Raw genomic sequence first — 19,997 nt, 5'->3', positions numbered from 1 at the left:
AATATCCGAGGGTCGCGATCGTCTATTCCTGTCTTGACAAGATAGCATTGACCAGCTTACTAACTAACAATATTGGAGGAATCAGGGTTATGACTACCTTAACGCTAGTCAAAAAAACATCTTTTACAGTCGCCAGCTTGGCAACCACAATCTTGCTCAGCATCTGCACGCCCGCCCGAGCTTTCATGTTTGGCAGCACTGGCATCCAGTTCGATCGAGATACCAATATCAACTTTACATTCGACCAATCTCACGGCGCTTACCAGTCTAGCTTGTGGGTAGCCCAAGCTCAGACAGGAGCCAATGGCTACAGCAACATCACCCGACTGTTTTACGAGTTCAAACCCTCAGATAACGGGAACGCCGATGAATGGAAAGGAACCTTCGGCAACTCCGTGGGATCGAACAACGGCTCCCCAACTCAAACCTTCACCTTTTTGCAGGATCAAGTTTATGCCCTGCTGCTCTGGAGTGACAGCGGCAGTGGCAAACAATTCGAGCAGTACGCCTCCAGCAGCACCTTCATGAACAGCCCCGAATGGTTTGCCGCCAACACCCAGTTTCGCAGAGATGACTGTGTGGTGGCCGGATGTCAGCAAGCCGTATTTGGCGAATTTGGGCTCAACCCCCGCTCCCCCGACTCATTTACAAGTATCAACGGCGGTAAAGGCCCAGAACAATATTCATCGCTCACAATGGCCCAACTGGCTCAGGGAAGCAAAATCTCCTTCGACGATGCCGGAGGAGGAAACGATCGCGACTTCCAAGACTTCACCGTCTCCGCCGAGCTAGCACCCGAGCCTGTGACAGTGTTCGGCACCATGCTGGGGATCGGGGCTTTGGCGGCGGCTCGCGGCAAAAAAAAGCGACAGCAGCAACCAAAAAAATGACTCTTAAGCATCCCCATACAAATCTAAATAGTGAGTCTGTTCAGTGGTACTCTGAGAAATAGCATTTCTAAATGTTAAGACTTTTTCCACAACGGGAAAAATAGAATCCTAACAAAGGCACTATTCATGGTATCCACCGCAACAAAAACGAACGTAGGCTACATCACCCAAATCATCGGGCCAGTTGTAGACGTAAAATTCCCAGGCGGCAAACTGCCCCAAATCTATAACGCTATTACGATCGCCGGCAAAAACGAAGCAGGTCAAGACATTTCTGTTACCTGCGAAGTTCAGCAACTCCTCGGAGACAGCCAAGTGCGTGCAGTTTCCATGAGTACCACCGACGGCTTAATGCGCGGTATGGAAGTATTAGATACCGGGGAAGCGATCCAAGTTCCCGTCGGAATCCCGACTCTCGGCCGTATTTTTAACGTCATCGGCGAACCCGTAGACAACCTCGGCCCGGTCAATACTTCCGAAAGTATGCCCATCCACCGCCAGCCGCCGGCTTTCACCGAACTAGAAACCAAGCCTTCGGTGTTTGAAACAGGGATCAAGGTCATCGACCTCCTGGCTCCCTACCGTCGCGGTGGCAAAATCGGTTTGTTCGGCGGCGCAGGCGTCGGCAAAACCGTGATCATGATGGAACTCGTGAACAACATCGCCAAGGCTCACGGCGGCGTGTCCGTGTTTGGCGGTGTGGGCGAGCGCACCCGTGAAGGTAATGACCTTTACAAAGAAATGATCGAGTCTGGGGTTATTGACGAAAAAGACCGCAGCAAATCGAAAATTGCCCTAGTATACGGTCAAATGAACGAGCCACCAGGTGCTCGGATGCGCGTGGGCCTGTCGGCTCTAGCGATGGCCGAATACTTCCGCGATGTCAGCAAGCAAGACGTACTCTTGTTCATTGACAACATCTTCCGGTTCGTACAAGCGGGATCTGAGGTATCGGCTTTGTTGGGTCGGATGCCTTCGGCTGTGGGATATCAGCCGACTCTCGGTACAGACATGGGCGACTTGCAAGAACGGATTACTTCGACTACCGAAGGTTCGATTACTTCGGTTCAAGCTGTGTACGTACCTGCGGATGACTTCACTGATCCAGCGCCGGCTACGACTTTTGCTCACTTAGACGCTACAACTTTGTTGTCTCGCGGTTTGGCTGCGAAGGGTATTTATCCGGCTGTTGATCCCCTGGAATCTACCTCCACAATGTTGCAAATTAGCATTGTAGGCGAAGAACACTATGGTGTTGCGCGTCAGGTGCAGTCTATTTTGCAACGCTACAAGGAATTGCAAGATATTATTGCGATTTTGGGTTTGGACGAGCTGTCGGAAGATGACCGCTTGACTGTTTCTCGCGCTCGCAAAATTGAACGCTTCTTGTCTCAACCGTTCTTTGTAGCAGAAGTGTTCACCGGTTCCCCCGGTAAGTACGTCAAGTTGGCTGATACCATTAAGGGCTTCCAAATGATTTTGGGTGGCGAACTTGATGAGTTACCTGAACAAGCTTTCTATTTGGTTGGCGATATCAACGAAGCGATCGCCAAAGCTGAAAAAATGAAGGCTGACGCTAAGTAGAAAGTAGGGAATGGGTAATGGGTAATGGGTAATTGGTAATTGGTAATTGGTTATTGGTTATTGAAACTAACAAATAACCAATTACCTGTTTGGCCAATGCCCAATGCCCAATGCCCAATGCCCAATTCCCAATGCCCAATTCCCAATTCCCAATTCACTATTTATGACATTAACTGTGCGCGTAGTGGCCCCAGACAAAACTGTTTGGGATTCTAATGCTGAAGAAGTAATTCTGCCAAGCACGACAGGCCAATTGGGTATCTTGACCGGTCACGCTCCGATGTTGACTGCTTTGGATACCGGAGTGATGCGCGTCCGTCCTGGTAAGGAATGGGTGTCTATTGCTCTGATGGGCGGCTTTGCAGAAATCCAAGAAAACCAAGTAACTATCCTTGTCAACGGCGCTGAGAAAGGCGAAACGATTGATAAAGAAGCTGCTCGTACTGCTTACACCGAAGCAGAAGCTCGTTTGGAAAGCTCTGCTAGTGGCACTTTGCAAGAGCAAATTCAAGCTAAGCAAGCAATCAAACGCGCGAGAGCTCGTTTTCAAGCGGCCGGCGGCACGATTTAGATAGGACGTACGGTTGAAACCGCGCCTACAAAAACAAAGTCCGCCTCCGCGGACTGAAGAAAATAACGTAATGTTAACCGCCAGTTCTTCAACCCGCACTAGAAGGGTTTTGTTTGTATAGACGCGGTTGAAACCGCCCGGTGTTCTTGTATAGACGGCGGTTGAAACCGCCCGGTCTTCTAAACTCCGGCTTCGGACAAGAGAAATTGCATTGTTTCCCAAGATAGCCCTTGCTCGATATAGCGGGGGTTATTTGGATTGTAGGGACTATAGAGCCGATCGACACTAACAATCTTTGCTGTCTCCGGCAAAACTGGCACTTCTGGATCGCTCGCGGTCGATCGCACCAGGGAGCTAGAAAACCCTTTAAAAATAGCAATTTCGTCGAATTCGCCGTCTATTTCGGCCTTCACGATTAACACTTCGTGCGATCGGGCGATCGTGTATTGTTCCAAACGGCGAGCAATAGAGTCAGCCATAGCAAATCTCACATTCCTGAAATCTGCTATAATATAGCTTAATTTGGTCGCTAATTTCAGAGACAGCCAGCCAAAATTTTATATTTAATTCTACCTTTTTTAACACCCGGAAATCAGCGGACATAATATAAGTCAATACGCTTGGGTTAGCGAAGTATGTCATTGCGAGCTCTTAGCGAAGCAATCGCAAAGACTATGGTGCTTCTCAATGAATTTATCTGCGCGCAAAGCAATTAGATTGTTAACTGAACCGTATTGTAATATAAGTATTGTCAAAAACATCTGGAAAATATTACTCCTGCACAACCTACTTCGACGATATTTTATGAGCCACAAAAAGCCGAGGTTTCAATTATCGTTTTTGATTCAAAATATTAAACAGCATTTGGCTTGGAAATATTCGCTGCTATTTATACTATTTTTTTGCTTGAGTTTAACTGTAGCAAGTTGCAACTCCGATCTGATAAATAGCTTTACAGCAAAAAAAACAAACTCATTCTCAAACTTAACAAAAATAGTAAGAATCGGCCATCAGCCTTTCGGATCCCTGTTTTATCTCAAAGCTAAAGGATCTTTGGAAACCCGTTTAGCAAAAATGGGATGGTCTGTAGAATGGACGGAATTTGTCACAGGGCCACCAATTTTAAAAGCAATAGGACAAGGAAAAATCGATCTGGGTTATGCAGGAGTTACGCCGCCAATTTTTGCCCAATCAGAGGGCATACCTTTCGTTTATATTGCTAATGATTCAGCTTTACCTGGCAGCATTGGCATCATAGTTCCTGAAAATTCTCCTATTCGGACTCTCGCAGATCTTAAAGGCAAGAAAATAGCAGCCACTCGGAAAACATCAGCTCACTATTTGTTAATTCGGGCGTTAACTCAAGGCGGATTGAAGTTAAAAAATGCCGAATTAGTCGATTTGTCTCCGCCAAAAGCTCAGGAAGCATTTCTGAGAGGCGAAGTTGATGCTTGGGCGGTTTGGCAGCCGTTTTTAGCTAAGTTACAGGAAACCATGCCTGCTCATTTCCTGACTGATAGCGAGCAACTGATCAATGACAGAAACTTCTATTTGGCAAGTCGCTCTTTTGCTAGCGACTTTCCCGATATTGTTAAAACAGTCATGGGAGAAACGCGACAGATGGCTAATTGGATAACTAAAAATCCCGAGCGAGCAGTAGACTTTATTACCGCTCGAACCGGAATGAAAAAAACCACAGCTAGAAGTTTAACTAAAAGCCGTACCTACGATTTGTTACCAATTCAAGATAGGGCAGTTGAAGAACAACAACGCATTGCTGAAATTTTCTTTAGGTTGGGACTCCTGCCGGATCGAATTTGGATTGAAGATCGGATCTGGAAACAAAAATTAGATTTATAAAACCACAAGTTAGCCAAAGGTAACGATAAATTAAAGGTGGCGATTGTAGCAGCGCTACGAAAAATGAAATTAGGTGTATCCTAGAGAAAGAGAGTTAAAACTGTTAAGTAGCAGAATCAAATGTCCTCAATTGCCAATCAACTGCGTTATGGTTTTGTCTCGATTGTTGTGGCAAGCGTATTGATGGCAGGGAGTACGTTAGCTTACCTCAGCTTTCGGGGACAAATAGAACAGACAAAACAGCTTCAGTACGAGCGATCGCAAGCTGCGGCCGCCCAAATTAGCGCTTATCTGGATAACTTGCAGCGCCAACTTAATTATTTGTCAGAATTGCGTGGCCTAACAGAATTTAATACTGAAACTCAGCGCAGCATTCTTGAAGGATTAATCAATAGCAACAGCGCCTACGAAGTGGTGGGAATTTTAAACAGTAAAGGTCAAGTCGTACAAGTAATGTCGCCTTACGAATCATACTCTACATCTAGCTTAAGTTTAGCAGGTATTTCGGGAGATGCGCCTCTATTTTGGGAGACGTTTCGACAGGCTCAAAATTATGTTAGCTCGGTAGATGTCGATATGAAGACAACGGTTAATGTTGTTAATTTAGCCGTACCTATTCGTGACAGTAAAAATAAAATTGCTGGAGTATTATTTGCCAGAGTAAGTCTAAACTTTTTAATTCAAATTGCAGCCCGATCGCAAGTTGGAAAAACTGGATACAGCTATGTTATCGACAACCGCTCGGTGCTGATTTCGGAAACAGGAAACAAGGTTAATCCGTATTTACTCCCAGATTTGAAAGGGCGATCGTTTGTGGGAGAGTTATCGAAATTAGCTTTAGCTTCGGGAATGCAATCTCCGCTGGTTTATCGAGGCTGGCACGGGGAAGAAGTCATGGGAACGGGTGCGATCGTCCGTCGGGTACAGTGGATGGTGGTTGTAGAGCTACCTACAGCCGAAGCTTACGCTCCCGTGCGATCGCTCATCTACGTCATGGGTGCAGTTACCGCCGTCAGCGCCCTCGCCGCCGTGGGCTTGGGAGTCGCTTTTGCGCGATCGCTCACAAATCCTTTAAAATCTCTAACATCCGCAGCTACTCAAATGACTAGCGGCATATTGGAAACTCGGGTAAATATTGCCTCATCTAACGAACTAGGAAAATTAGCTAATGCCTTCAACAGCATGGCCGGTCAATTGGAAGTATCTTTCACAAAATTAGAGCATCAAAATGCTCAATTGCAGCGACTTGACAAACTCAAAGACGAATTTTTAGCCAATACTTCTCACGAACTCCGCACCCCACTAAACGGCATTATCGGTTTAACAGAATCTTTGATCGATGGTGCTACAGGACAATTACCAGCACTGACTATTTCCAATCTAGAAATTATTGCATCTAGTGGCAGAAGACTGTCAAATCTCATCAACGACATTCTCGATTTCTCCAAGCTGAGACACAAAAATATTGAACTGCAAATCAAGCCCGTCGGCATTCGAGAAATTGTCGATATCGTAGTAACTCTTTCTCAACCTCTAATTGGCACAAAAAACTTGCAGTTGATTAATTCAGTCACTCCCGACATTCCCCTGGTGGATGCCGACGAAAATCGGGTGCAACAAATTCTTTACAACTTGATCGGCAATGCGATTAAATTTACCGACAATGGTACTGTAGAAATTTCGGCGAATGCGATCGGCTTGGAATCGTCGCAGTTGGCAAAAAAAGAAAGTTCAGTAACGAGCCAGCTTCTATCTTTAATTGTCAGGTCAAAACTGCAAATTACCGTATCCGATACGGGAATTGGCATTGCTGAAGATAAGTTAGAACGAATTTTTGAATCCTTTGAACAAGCAGACGGCTCCACTGCTAGAGAACACGGAGGAACTGGTTTAGGTTTGGCAGTTACAAAGCAGTTAGTCGAGCTGCACGGTGGCGAAATTCAAGTATCTTCAGAACTCGGTGTTGGTTCCCAGTTTACCTTTAGTTTGCCAATTTCTAAAAATCAATATCTCGATGACAAGCAGTTGCCAGCAACTGCTCGACATTCTTTAGTTTCGAGAACAGAAGAGCGCAAGTTGATAATTAATGAAGCTGCTCCACCAAGTTTTAACAATAACAGTTCGAGTGCTATTAAATGTTCTTTGAAAAACAACAAAGTAAAAATTTTGATTGTAGATGACGAACCTGTAAATATTCAGGTATTAACTAACAATCTACTTCTTGAAAATTATACAATTGCCGAAGCTAGCAGCGGTAGAGAAGCTTTAGCTCTTATCGAGAGAGGCTACAAACCCGATCTAATATTGCTAGATATCATGATGCCACGGATGACTGGTTACGAAGTTTGCGATAAAGTCAGGGAGAAATTCACGGCTAGCGAATTGCCAATCGTCATGCTAACCGCGAAAAATCAAGTATCTGACTTAGTGCAAGGTTTCAATGCAGGAGCCAATGATTTTTTAACTAAACCTTTTCTCAAAAATGAATTGCTAGCTCGAATCAAAACTCACATCCGTCTCACAAAAATCAATGCAGCTTATGGTAGATTTGTGCCCCACGACTTTCTGCGATTTTTGGGACACGAAAGTATTGTTGATGTTCAACTAGGCGATCAAATCCAGAAAGAAATGACAGTTTTATTTTCTGATATTCGCTCCTTTACAACTATCTCCGAAGCTATGACTCCCCAAGAAAATTTTAATTTTCTCAACAGCTACCTCAGTCGAGTCAGTCCGGTAATTCGCGATCACAAAGGTTTCATTGATAAATATATTGGCGATGCGATTATGGCACTATTTCCTGAGTCGGCAGATGATGCTGTTCGCGCGGCAGTGGAAATGCAAAAACAAGTTATTCTTTTCAACGATCGCCGACAAACAAGGGATTACGCACCAATTACGATCGGTATTGGTTTGCACGCGGGCACTTTAATGCTGGGTACGATTGGCGAAGAAGAACGGATGGAGAGTACCGTGATTGCTGATGCGGTGAATCTCGCGTCTCGTTTGGAAGGATTGACTAAGGTTTACGGCTCTGGAATTCTCGTTACTGAATCAATTTTAGAGCGTTTGGGCGATCGATCGCAATATCTGTGCCGATTTGTCGATCGAGTCACCGTAAAAGGGAAAACATCTGCCGTGTCGGTGTTTGAAATTTATGATGCAGAAACAGAACAAAGCATTCAGCTAAAACAGGAAACTGCTGCTGTATTTCAACAAGGTATACAGCTTTATGTCGAGCAAAATTTTCCTAAAGCGCAAAAAATCTTTAAGAATATTTGCGAAACAAATCCTCAAGATAAGTTGGCAGCAATCTACTGCCAGCGCTCTCTGAAACATCAAATGTATGGAGTTCCAGAAGGATGGTCGGGGATAGAATGTTTGGATGAAAAGTAGTAAAAGTAGCATCAATCTGAAGTCAGAAATTTTCAGGTCTTCATCGATTTTTCTGGAGCTAGTCTCAGTCATAATATATTCATACCGAAGCCTGAAGACCCAAAATGGGGAATTTCCCCGAAAATCCGCTGTAGAGTTCGCTAGGTTTGACTTCATAATCGAATATAATGCGTAAAGCTATGCGAAAAAAAACCTGGTTTCTATAAAAAATCTCAGGTTTGACAGCGATTCAGGAAACAACCTAGAATCAGGCTGTTATTGTGTAACTTTTGTTCAACTACAACAAGGTTTACAATACTTAACAGTGGTGTAGCTTCCCTCCGAGTATAAACCGTGTCTTTTAATCTAAATTAATGTTATGTCAACTTTTTCTCTCAATCGCTTAGCTGCCAAACTTTCAGGAAAAACGACGCTGCAAACTGTACTCATAGTTCCGTTTGTCTTGCAAGTATTTGCGGCAGTGGGAATTGTGGGATATTTATCATTTAAGAACTCTCAAAAAGCCGTGAACGATCTTGCAGATCAGTTAATGGGGGAAGTGAGCAATCGCATTGAGCAAAATTTGATAACTTATTTGCAAACTCCGCACCAGATCAATCAAAGCAAGCTGGATGCACTGAAGTTGGGTTTTGTGAACATCAAAGACTTGCCAGCTTGGGAAAAGTATCTGTGGCGGCAAGTGCAATTATATCCTTATATCAATTTTACCTCATTCGCCAATCGCAATGGAGAATACCGCACTGGCGAAAAGATGTCGAATGGGACTTTATTGATTAACGCCTCCGGCCCGTCTACCAAATTTAATTTTTATTCCTACAATACTAATGATACGGGCGATCGCACAAAAATAGCAGCCACCATCAAAAACTTCGACATCCGACAGAACCCTTTATACAAAGATGCCTCTGTAGCAGGCAAAACCACTTGGAGTTCAGTGGATGTCTCCTCGCTAGAACCCACACTGCTCCTCAGCGCGCTGCAACCAGTTTACAACAACCAGAAACAGCTAGACGGAGTATTAATTACTGCTTTACGTCTGGACAGTATCAGTGAATTTTTAAACAGCCTCAAAATAGGCAAATCCGGTCAAACTTTTATTATCGAAAGAAAGGGAACGCTGCTGGCAACTTCCACCCCAGAAAAACCTTTCCGCAACAAAAACGGTAAAAAACAACAGTTTCAAGTCAAAGAAAGCAGCGATATCGTAACCCAGAGTACAGCTAAATACTTAGAAAGTCACTTTCAAGACTTGCAGCAAATTACCGAATCGAAACTAATCCATTTTGAAATCAACGGGAAGCAGCAATTTTTAAAAGTTATGCCATTCCAAGATGGCAAAGGTTTAGATTGGCTCATTGTCGTCGTCGTTCCAGAAGCCGATTTTATGGAACAAATAAATGCCGGCAATAGAACTACAATCTTGCTATGTCTGGCAGCTTTGGCTGTAGCTACTGCGATCGGAATTTGCACTTCTCGCTGGATTACCAAACCAATTTTAAAATTAAAAGATGCAGCAATAGATTTGTCTCAAGGACAATTTGACAGAACTGTCAAGCTCGATCGTTCCGACGAGTTGGGCGTGCTTGCTACTGCTTTTAACAGCATGGCAGCACAACTGCAAACATCTTTTAGTGCCTTAGAAACTAAAAATACCCAATTGCAGCAACTGGACAAACTGAAAGACGAATTCTTAGCCAATACTTCCCACGAACTCCGCACTCCCCTCAACGGCATTATTGGGATTGCAGAATCTTTGATAGACGGTGCTACCGGAAAACTGCCAGAAACGACCAATTTCAACTTAGCTTTGATTGCATCGTCAGGAAAAAGATTGGCTTCTTTAATAAACGATATCCTCGACTTTTCTCAGCTCAAACACAAAAGTCTTGAACTGCAAACTAAGTCAGTCAACCTCCGAGAAATCGTCTTTGTGATTCTCAAATTATGTCAGCCATTGGTAGGCACAAAAAAATTGCAATTGATTAACTCAGTTGCTCCGGAATTGCCACCAATAGCAGCCGACGAGAATCGTTTGGAGCAAATACTTTATAACTTAATCGGCAACGCGATTAAATTCACTGAAAGCGGCACAGTTGAGATTTCAGCAGCATTGATAACGAGCCCTGAAGAATCATCACCTAATCCCCAATTGGCGATTACTGTATCCGACACAGGCATTGGCATCCCCGAAAATAAATTAGAGCAAATTTTTGAATCATTTGAACAAGCTGACGGTTCCACTGCTAGAGAATATGGTGGGACGGGTTTAGGGTTAACTGTTGCCAAGAAATTAGTGGAATTACACGGCGGTAAAATCTCGGTATCTTCAAGTGTAGGCGTAGGTTCCCAATTTATTTTTACTTTACCAGTCTCAGAGAGTCAGCCGGAAATTAACAGCAAACAGCCTGGTTTAACCGAGGGCGAGGAGATTTTGCTTGCTCCTGAATTAGACTCCGAATCATCTCTAGTAAATTCTACTATCTTAACCAAAAGGGACTTGATAGAAGAAGGTGAAAAAGTAAAAGTTTTAGTGGTCGATGATGAACCAATTAACATTCAGGTCATTATCAATAATCTCGCTCTGGAAAACTATGCGATCGCTCAAGCGATCAACGGCAGAGAAGCTTTAAATCTGATTGAATCAGGATTTAAGCCAGACTTGATTTTACTCGACGTAATGATGCCGCAGATGACTGGTTATGAAGTCTGTCGAGCAGTTCGCCAACAATACTCACCTTTAGAAATACCAATTCTGATGGTGACGGCCAAAAATCAAACGAGTGACTTGGTAGAAGCTTTTAACTCAGAAGCGAATGATTATATAACTAAACCTTTTATCAAAAAGGAATTGTTAGCCAGAATCAAGACGCAAATTAGTATGGCAAAACTGAATGCAGCTTACGGCAAGTTTGTGCCGCATGATTTTTTAGATTTGCTTGAAAGACCGAGTATTATTGAAGTCAAATTAGGCGACAATCAGGAAAAGAATATGACTGTACTTTTTGCTGATATTCGCTCTTTTACGGTACTTTCAGAACAGATGACACCAGCCGAAAACTTTGCATTTATTAATAGTTACTTGGGAAGGGTGAGTCCTGCAATCAGGGAAAACAACGGGTTTATCAACAAATATATTGGCGATGCAGTCATGGCTTTGTTTCCGACATCTCCATCAGATGGTGTGCGAGCAGCAATTGATATGCAAAAAGAATTGAGTATCTACAACGAGCAGCGAGAACAAAACGGCTTGTTGCCGATCGCGATCGGCATTGGTTTGCACGCGGGCAATTTGATGTTGGGTACAATTGGCGAGCGAGAACGGATGGAAAGTACCGTGATTTCTGATGCGGTGAATCTCGCGTCTCGTTTGGAAGGATTGACTAAGGTTTACGGCTCTGGAATTCTCGTTAGCGGTGAAATTATCGATCGCCTGGACGATTCAGAAACATACAACTACAGATTTGTCGATCGAGTAACGGTGAAAGGAAAGACAACTGCTGTGTCGGTATTTGAAATTTATGATGCAGAAACAGAACAAAGCATTCTCCTCAAACAGCAAACTGCGGAGATTTTTCAAGAAGCTCTCAATTTTTACTACCAGAAAAAATTTGTTGCTGCTCAAAAAGTATTTGAGAATATTTTAGAAATCAATCCTGAGGATCTGGTAGCAACGCTATATTTCAAGCGCTCTCGCAAGTATCGAATGTATGGAGTACCCGAGGGGTGGTCTGGGGTGGAAGACGGGGCGGAAAAGTAGGCAGCTTTTCTAAGGAAGGAGAATTAAATAACTTACAATTTTTATTGTTCTTGTGGGATGGGCGTCCCGCCCGTCTTTTCTGGACGGGCGGGACGCCCATCCCACAAATATGTGTAAATTATTTAATTCGCGCTCCTAAGGAAGAGGGTTCGCTTCGGCTTTGCTCTTCTGGTAAAAACAGGGATTCGGGAAGAAGACTTTAGTTGGGAGCATCTCAGTTTTGCAAGAAGCATTTTTTAAAGAGCGGACTGAAGTCCGTACTACGATCCTTTTTTGAGCGGGGACAGCACTATAATAAAAAATGCTTTTTTCAAAAATGAGATGCTCCCGAATCGATCGCATTGGTGTCAGCAATTAAAAACGTCCTCAGCATCGGGCGCGGTTGCTATAAAAGATAGGGCGCGCACGGCACGCCCTACTCTGTTTAAAATATGGTAGTACAAACTTTAAAATATAGTTGTACAAACGCCCAATTTATTCCAAGTTTTTGGGCCGACAATGCCATCAGCAGCGATTTTTTGTTGCTGTTGAAAACTGATGACTGCTTGTTGGGTTTTCGCGCCGAACGATCCATCAGTATCTAGGGAAGCTCCACTGACATTTAAAACTCGTTGGAGGTAGCGGACATCCTCATTTTGGGTGACAGCATCGTTGCGTTGGAGTAGGGGAAAATAACGGCAGGAAGGTAATTCAAGGCGAGTTGCGTTTGTGGTTTGCATGGTTGGATTCTCCATTTATTGTTTGCAAGTTGCGATCGACAAAGAAGTGCGGGCAAATGTTGGCAGTGATTTAACAAGGAGGTTCGCTAACGCAAGCGCCTAATTTCGTCCAAGTTTGCTGGCCAACAATGCCATCAACAGTAATCTTATTTTTCTTTTGAAAATTGATGACTGCTTGTTCGGTTTTGGCGCCGAAGAATCCATCAGTTGCTACGGGATATCCTTTTTTAACTAAGGATTGTTGGAGATAGCGCACGTCTTTATTGGCGGCAGGGCTGCTATCATTTCGTCGCAGTGTGGGCAAGGAAGAGCACATCGGTAATTGAGCGTGAATTTCGTTTGTGGTTTGCATGGTTTTATTGGGGATTAGTGGTTTGCAAGTTGTTTGAACCTGCTATTCCCTAGTTGTAGCTGTGGTGGAAAGTGCTTTAACAGTCGCTTTTTTCAGTGACGCTTGTTTGAGGTAGCTCAGATGAGTGACAGAAGAAACGAGGTTCGTTCAGTTGACAGTTGACAGTTGACAGTTGACAGTTGACAGTTGACCTGGGATAGCGACCTCTACCTAGAAGTCCGAGGATTGGAGTAATGAATCGTCTGATTTTAATTTCTACGCCAAAGAGAGAGGCTTTCAACCAATTCTTTAGCGTATTGAGATAGTGCTTGGTTATTTCATATAAAAAAATATTTTATATTGACGAAGATAATATCGGGATTTTTTGGTTCAAATTAGCTTAAGTATCGCTACTCGCAACTATTTTTTAATGACATATTCAAATACGAAAATCCCCAACTATTAAGATCTGGGGATTTTCTCGATATGGCGCACTTGAGCCAAGGTATGTAGTTGCGCTTCATCGCGCTCTTTCCTAATCTTATAAAGCAATACGGTTTACTTAACGCTTTTGATGAATTTCATCTGACGATTTTTGGATTATAAAGAGGTGAAGTAGATATTAAGAATATTTTACCACAGAGAACACAGAGAACACAGAGAGGGGAGGGATAAAAGGTTTTTTTACGACATCCAAAACCCTCGCAATACTCTGCGCCCTCTGCGCCCTCTGCGCCCTCTGTGGTTCAAAACTCTTCTCTTGATGGAGTGGATTGTATTTCAATACGGTTTACTTAATGCTTTTGATGAATTTAATCTGACGATTTTCTGGCAATATAGCCATTTTGGGCAAGTCAGATTTTTCTTAAGTCAACTGTATTGTCTTATAAAGAGCGCGCTGAAGCGCAACTACTTACCTAGTCAGTAAGGTTGAATAGACTTGCTGCACAAACAACCTATTTTTTTTCTGCTTCTTTTTCTGAAGGTGAAGGAGCTAGCAGACCGGAGATGGCGCCGATCGCATTACTGCCAATCACAACAAAAAGCGGAGGGATTTCCTTGCCCATGACAGAGAGTGTCATGCCAAAAGTAAGTGAAATCATAATCGATCCTGCTAAACTGCCAACAATTAGGCGGTAACAAAAGTTATCAGATTTATACATGATTAATTCAATTGCGAACGATAGTTGACTGCCAAAATTAATATTTATGTTGCAAAACAAATATAATTTGGCGATTTGATGCGATAAAGTTTAGATGCGCTGCTATCAATAGTCGAGTGTTCCCTCGCTCATCTGCCGTTGTCACAAACTTCTAGTATTGGTGCGGGAAATAAGCCCGCTGAATGCTCTATCAGTAATTGCCCAACAAGCTCCGCTGGCATTCAACCATCGCTGAAGTTAGCGGATATTTTCATTTTGGATAACGGCATAGTTTCAGGTAGTAAGTAACAATAACAGCCCCAACGTCATTTAATGTGAATTGCGTTTGTGCTTTGGATGGTTTTTTGATTTGACCTTGGTTGTTTGCGAGTTGCTAGACTTGCTATTCCCCAGTTGTAGCTGTGGGGAAAAGCGGTTTAACAGTCGCTTTTTCTAGTGACGCTTGTTTGAGGTAGCTTAGATGAGTGACACAAGAAAGGAAGTTGGCTAATATATTTTAATGGATGTAACAGATGGATGTTGAGAGTTGAGGGTTGAGGGTTGACTTAATTAGACATTCTATGAGGCCGCACTTAATTATGTAAAGTAGCAGGGAATAATTGTGTAGCGGAGATTTATATCATGAGGTACAATGCGTTAAATTGGGGAATTTGCGTATGTTTGACTCGGTGCTTTTTATTACATCACGCAGCCAGTATTGCTAATTTGCGCGGAATTCGCGATCGCCAATTAGCTGAAACTAATTACTAATTATGCTCAAATGCAACAATCTGCGGATTTGGGCTGGATCTCTGAGAAGTTAGACTATTTATTATGTTAGTGAAAATAATTAGTAGATCGATCGCAAAAATATCTGGTACTATGCCCCTCGGTTTAGCGTTGACATTGCCATTCGTCGTGCAAACTTTCGCCGTAGTCAGTATAGTTGGATATTTGTCGTTCAAAAATGGACAACAAGCAATTCAAAAACTTGCAGACAACTTGCAGGGCGAAATCAGTGGGCGCATTCAAGAACACCTCGCGCATTACTTAGAAAAACCTTATAATATTGTCCAACTCAACGCAGGTGCAGCTCAACTTGGGAAACTGAGACCTGAAGATTTTCTAGAAACTGAACGCTCCTTTTGGCAGCAGGTAAAAATATTTTCATCGGTGCGTCAAATCTATTTAGGGACGAAAGAAGGTCAGTTTATTGGAGTTAGTCGAGAGGAATCTGGTCAATTAGTTACCAGAATTACAGAAAACTTTCCCCGACGTTCTTTTTATGAGCTAGATGCTTTCGGCGATCGAACGAAGCTGTTGCGTTTTGAACCAACTTATGACTTGCGAACTCGCCCTTGGTACATTGGTGCAACCGCAGCCGAATCACCGATATGGACTGCGATTTATACATTTTTTCAAGGCGATTTGGGAATCACTGTGGCTCAGCCATTTTATGATAAGAAGGGCGACTTTCGTGGCATCATGGCAGTCGATATTCTTTTGGGTCAAATTAGCGATTTTCTTAGAAAAATCAAAATTAGTCGATCGGGTCAGGTATTTATTATGGAGCGATCGGGCGCAATAGTTGGCAGTTCGACGGAGGAAAAACCGTACATTACTGACGCCAGTGGCAAATTGCAACGCTTGCCAGCAATTGATAGCACAAATCCCTTAACTGCATCGGCAGCAAAACACATAATTAGTAGTTTCAACTTGAGCTTAGTTGAACCACCACAAAAGCTACAATTTAAACTTAACAATCAATCTAATTTTGTACATATTCTGTCCTATAAAGACCAGGTAGGACTGGATTGGTTGGTGGTGGTAGTAATTCCAGCAAACGATTTCATGGATGAAATCAATAGCAACACCCGCAGCACTATTTTACTTTGTATCGCTGCCCTATTTCTATCAATAATTATTGGAACTTTGACAGCGCGATCGCTCACAAAGCCAATTCTCCGATTAAACGCAGCAGCCAAAAACCTTGCGGGAGGAGAATGGGAGCACAAAGTTGAGCTGGATCTCGATCGCACCGACGAAGTAGGGCAGCTAGCCAAATCCTTTACCAGCATGGCATCTCAACTGCAAATATCCTTCAATACCCTAGAAACTCAGAATCAAGAATTGCAGCAACTCGACAAACTCAAAGACGAATTCTTAGCCAACACTTCCCACGAATTCCGAACTCCCCTTAACGGAATGATCGGCATTGCCGAATCAATGATTGACGGCGCCACCGGAACGTTATCAGAAATTCAACAACAAAACCTCTCAATGATTGCCAGCAGTGGCAGGCGACTCAACGAACTTGTTGACAACATTCTTGACTTTGCCCAACTCAAAAATCAGAAACTAGAATTGCAGCTTCAGAGTGTAGGATTGAGGTCAATTGTCGAAGTGATTCTCACCGTTTGTCAACATTTAACGGCTGGCAAAGATTTAGAATTAATTAATGCCATCGATTCAGATTTGCCATTAGTTTTAGCCGACGAAAACCGCCTGCAACAAATCTTCTACAATTTAATTGGAAATGCGATTAAATTTACGGAATCCGGCACGGTAAAAATATCAGCAGCAATTGTAGATACCGACGGCAAAACATCTCTGGGAGTGTCCCCGTCAAATCTCCCAGCATCAAACCCAGATTTTCAAATAGCTGTCACGGTTTCCGACACAGGAATCGGAATTTCTGTCGCTAATCTCGATCGCATTTTTGAACCATTTGAACAAGGCGACGGTTCCACAGTCAGGCAATACGGAGGCACAGGCTTAGGTTTGACACTCTCCAAACAATTTGTCGAACTCCACGGCGGCAAAATATACGCAGAATCCCAAATCGGCATCGGTTCGCGTTTCACATTTACCCTACCTCTTTCTCCCGAAACCATTCATCCTAGCGAAGCAGGAATAAATCGGCAGCTAGCATCGCCAATTCAGGATTCAGAATCAGAAAACAACAGAAATAAAACTTATCTATCCTCCAATTGGAATGTGCCTAAACCCGCTCCGAATCCAGTAAAGCAAGCCACTGCGCTATTAGAAGTCGAAAAATTTAAACTTTTGATAGTTGATGACGATCCGATTAACCTGCAAGTTTTAAACAATCACCTTTCTCTACAAAATTACAGTGTCATTCAGGCACTAAACGGCGAACAAGCCTTATCACTCTTGGAAAGCGGGGTGCATTTTGACTTAATCATTCTCGACATCATGATGCCCAGAATGTCTGGTTATGAAGTCTGCGCTAAACTCAGAGAGAAATACCCATCTCACGAGTTGCCCGTAGTGATGCTAACTGCCAAAAATCAAGTATCAGACTTAATAGCAGGATTTCAATTCGGAGCAAATGACTATCTAACTAAACCCTTCTCGAAAGACGAACTGTTAACCAGAATTAAGTCTCACATCAATTTATCGCAAACTAATAGCGCCTACGGGCGATTTTTCCCCGATGCTTTCTTAGACTTTTTGAAAAAAGAAAGCATTGTGGATATCCAATTAGGGAATCATGTCAGCAAACAAATGGCAGTCATGTTTAGCGATATTCGCTCGTTTACTGCCCTTTCCGAAACGATGACTCCGCAGCAAAACTTTGACTTTGTTAATGATTACCTGCGAGAAGTAAGTCCAAAAATTAGAGAACATCACGGCTTTATTGTCAAGTATTTAGGAGATGGGATGATGGCTGTTTTTCCCAACGGTGCTGACGATGCTGTCAAAGGTGGAATCGCTAAACTGCAACAAGTGTACGAATATAATGCCGATCGCATACACAGCGGATATCCACCGATTCAAGTCGGCGTAGGAGTGCATTTTGGTCACATGATGGTGGGTATAGTTGGGGAAGCGGAGAGAATGCAGGGAGATGCTTTTTCGGATAATGTCAATTTAGCCTCTCGTCTGGAAAGTCTCACTAAGTTATATGGAGTATCTTTGATAATTTCCGAGAAAGTTTTGGATAATTTGACGGATCGCGAACAGTATCAAATCCGTTTTTTAGATAGAGTAATTGTCAAGGGAAAACAGCAGCCAATTTCTATCTATGAAGTCCTCGATGGGGAAACAGAGTTGCTCAGGGAAATGAAGTTACAAACTCAGACTGATTTTGAACGGGGTTTAGAACATTATCGCTCTCACGAATTTAAGGCTGCTAAAATCTGTTTTTATCAAGTTTTAGCCGTTAATCCTGACGATAAAACGGCTGCACTGTATTTGGAGCGAGTCAATCATTTGATTGAGAGAGGCGTACCGGAAAATTGGTCTGGGGTTTGGACTTTAACTCAGAAGTGATATCGTAGTATCGGTAGATAGTAGATTTGCGGGTTTCAAACAACTTAAGAATTGAGTCAACGACAATTTCTGTAACGATGGGGTTAAAGTCGGTAATAAAGTCATCGGCTTCCAGATTGGCCCTAAAAAATTGCTTAGCCCGATCGCACTGATAGCGCATTTCGTCAAATCCCACAATTTTGACCATAAACGTTGCTAGGGGGGAGTTTTCCAAATCGGTATTAGAACTGCTTTTCGCCCGCCCATTTTCTAATAAATTGAATACTTCTGTTTCTAAAGGAGTTTGAGGTTGGTGAGGTTTCTCTATTTCAGGAAAAAAGCTTTCCAGACGGATGCCTTTATCGGCTCTATCTGGCAGTTCTCCCATCATCATGGCCAGAGAAACATCGAGTCCCAAACCGGAAGAAAGAGCTTCCAGTAGGGCGATAGCAGCCAGTTTGCACCCCAGATAAAGCTGGGAAATTTCGAGATTGTACCTAGCAGTAGTTTCCCAGCGCTGATATGTGCGATCGTCTGGGGTTCCCTCAAACTGCCGAAAAATCACCTCGGGCTTGAGATAAGTCAGAAAACCCTCCATCTTCAGCAAAGCAACTCGGTAGTCGCGAACCGTATAAAAACCGTAGCTGGTAATATTGTGATTAGTTTCCGGTAGTAAATTCCAGGTATTTGCCAAAAAATGGGCTGAACTTTCGTGAGCAAAACTAATTACATCCCGGTTGGCAATTCGCACAGCTTTTTTCACGGTTTCCCGTATTTGCTCATCAGTTAAACTGAGGTGAAACAGGCTAGTTATTGCTTGCAAGCGGTCATAAAGGCGCCGAGTTGGGGTTACTCCCCACTCGGCGGAGCGAAACGGAATTGTTTCTTCTATGCAGGCGACAATTTGAAGCAATTGCTCGCGCTTGAGAAATGGTTCGAGAGATTTTGCTGCAACTAAAGCGCTGAGAAATTCGTTTTGTCCGACGAAGGGATTGAGCACTTCTCCGGGTACAAAACCGAATATGAGCATTACCATTTCTAAGGTAGCATCAGCAGGGAGTTCAGATTGCTCCCGAATCCGTAGCTGTTTGTTAACCTCTTTGGTAACAGGAGTGATGTAGTAGCTGACGTTAAAGTTAATGCTGTGATCGACTTGTACGTAGACGATATCGTGAAATAAAGCTGCCAAAACCTCGATCGCATCTTGATTTCCCCCGACCTCAAAAATATGTTCGGGAGTATGGAAAAACCGCCAGGGCCCGGTCATCGGCTGAACTATAAGTTCGGCAATCCGAGCTAGTTCGGTTGGTTCGACTTCTGCGTTGAGGCGAGCGATCGCCCAAATCAGCTTTTCTAAGCATTGTAAGTATGCTTCTTTGCTATCAATCACAGTCTTTTCCACTAACATTACACCCACTTCTACCATCCTCTTATTGTTTTTATTTTTCCGTAAATTTGCCCCGTTTTTTATT

The 19,997-nt window shown here is 43.2% G+C and carries 13 protein-coding genes; 8 read left to right on the top strand and 5 right to left on the bottom strand.

Features of this window, described 5'->3' with window-relative positions:
• Positions 1–89: 89 nt before the first annotated feature.
• The 3 genes from JGK07_RS02920 to atpC all read left to right on the top strand — a co-directional run bounded on the left by JGK07_RS02920 (position 90) and on the right by atpC (position 3,045).
• Positions 90–890 (top strand): PEP-CTERM sorting domain-containing protein, encoded by an 801-nt coding sequence (locus JGK07_RS02920; protein ID WP_293190619.1) that lies wholly within the window; start codon positions 90–92, stop codon positions 888–890.
• Positions 891–1,016: 126 nt separating this feature from the next.
• Positions 1,017–2,474: a F0F1 ATP synthase subunit beta gene (gene atpD, locus JGK07_RS02915; RefSeq protein WP_293183033.1), complete on the top strand. Its 1,458-nt coding sequence runs from the start codon at positions 1,017–1,019 to the stop codon at positions 2,472–2,474.
• Positions 2,475–2,637: 163 nt separating this feature from the next.
• Positions 2,638–3,045, top strand: coding sequence for an ATP synthase F1 subunit epsilon (gene atpC, locus JGK07_RS02910; protein ID WP_293151311.1), 408 nt, complete (start codon positions 2,638–2,640; stop codon positions 3,043–3,045).
• A 179-nt stretch (positions 3,046–3,224) separates the two neighbouring features.
• Here the strand turns inward: atpC and JGK07_RS02905 are convergent, their stop codons facing one another.
• Positions 3,225–3,524 (bottom strand): hypothetical protein, encoded by a 300-nt coding sequence (locus JGK07_RS02905; protein WP_293151314.1) that lies wholly within the window; start codon positions 3,522–3,524, stop codon positions 3,225–3,227.
• A 460-nt stretch (positions 3,525–3,984) separates the two neighbouring features.
• On the opposite strand from JGK07_RS02905, the gene JGK07_RS02900 reads away from it, so the two are divergent.
• From JGK07_RS02900 to JGK07_RS02890, 3 genes are all read left to right on the top strand, one after another.
• Positions 3,985–4,905, top strand: a complete 921-nt coding sequence (locus JGK07_RS02900; protein WP_363319660.1) for an aliphatic sulfonate ABC transporter substrate-binding protein — start codon at positions 3,985–3,987, stop codon at positions 4,903–4,905.
• Positions 4,906–5,025: 120 nt separating this feature from the next.
• Entirely contained in the window at positions 5,026–8,301 is a 3,276-nt protein-coding gene (locus tag JGK07_RS02895) for a response regulator (RefSeq protein WP_293196343.1), read from the top strand.
• A 358-nt stretch (positions 8,302–8,659) separates the two neighbouring features.
• Positions 8,660–12,058: an ATP-binding protein gene (locus JGK07_RS02890; protein WP_293190614.1), complete on the top strand. Its 3,399-nt coding sequence runs from the start codon at positions 8,660–8,662 to the stop codon at positions 12,056–12,058.
• 446 nt (positions 12,059–12,504) lie between these two features.
• Here the strand turns inward: JGK07_RS02890 and JGK07_RS02885 are convergent, their stop codons facing one another.
• The 3 genes from JGK07_RS02885 to JGK07_RS02875 form a co-directional block, all read right to left on the bottom strand.
• On the bottom strand, positions 12,505–12,777 hold the full coding sequence (locus JGK07_RS02885; protein ID WP_293183023.1) for a peptidoglycan-binding domain-containing protein: 273 nt from the start codon (positions 12,775–12,777) through the stop codon (positions 12,505–12,507).
• A 70-nt stretch (positions 12,778–12,847) separates the two neighbouring features.
• Entirely contained in the window at positions 12,848–13,129 is a 282-nt protein-coding gene (locus JGK07_RS02880; RefSeq protein ID WP_293183021.1) for a peptidoglycan-binding domain-containing protein, read from the bottom strand.
• A 935-nt stretch (positions 13,130–14,064) separates the two neighbouring features.
• Positions 14,065–14,211: a hypothetical protein gene (locus JGK07_RS02875; RefSeq protein ID WP_293183019.1), complete on the bottom strand. Its 147-nt coding sequence runs from the start codon at positions 14,209–14,211 to the stop codon at positions 14,065–14,067.
• 681 nt (positions 14,212–14,892) lie between these two features.
• On the opposite strand from JGK07_RS02875, the gene JGK07_RS02870 reads away from it, so the two are divergent.
• Positions 14,893–15,021, top strand: coding sequence for a hypothetical protein (locus tag JGK07_RS02870; RefSeq protein ID WP_293183017.1), 129 nt, complete (start codon positions 14,893–14,895; stop codon positions 15,019–15,021).
• A 63-nt stretch (positions 15,022–15,084) separates the two neighbouring features.
• Entirely contained in the window at positions 15,085–18,546 is a 3,462-nt protein-coding gene (locus JGK07_RS02865) for a response regulator (RefSeq protein WP_293196341.1), read from the top strand.
• On the opposite strand, the gene JGK07_RS02860 is transcribed toward JGK07_RS02865, so the two are convergent.
• Positions 18,479–19,933, bottom strand: a complete 1,455-nt coding sequence (locus tag JGK07_RS02860) for a hypothetical protein (RefSeq protein ID WP_293183013.1) — start codon at positions 19,931–19,933, stop codon at positions 18,479–18,481. The two genes, JGK07_RS02865 and JGK07_RS02860, sit on opposite strands and share 68 nt — an antisense overlap.
• Between the last annotated feature and the right edge of the window lie 64 nt (positions 19,934–19,997).

This window comes from Microcoleus sp. PH2017_24_DOB_U_A, assembly GCF_020738205.1.
In the GTDB taxonomy this organism is placed as follows: domain Bacteria; phylum Cyanobacteriota; class Cyanobacteriia; order Cyanobacteriales; family Microcoleaceae; genus Microcoleus.
The sequence above is the reverse complement of the archived record's forward strand: the minus strand, read 5'-3'. Positions and strand labels throughout refer to the sequence as shown.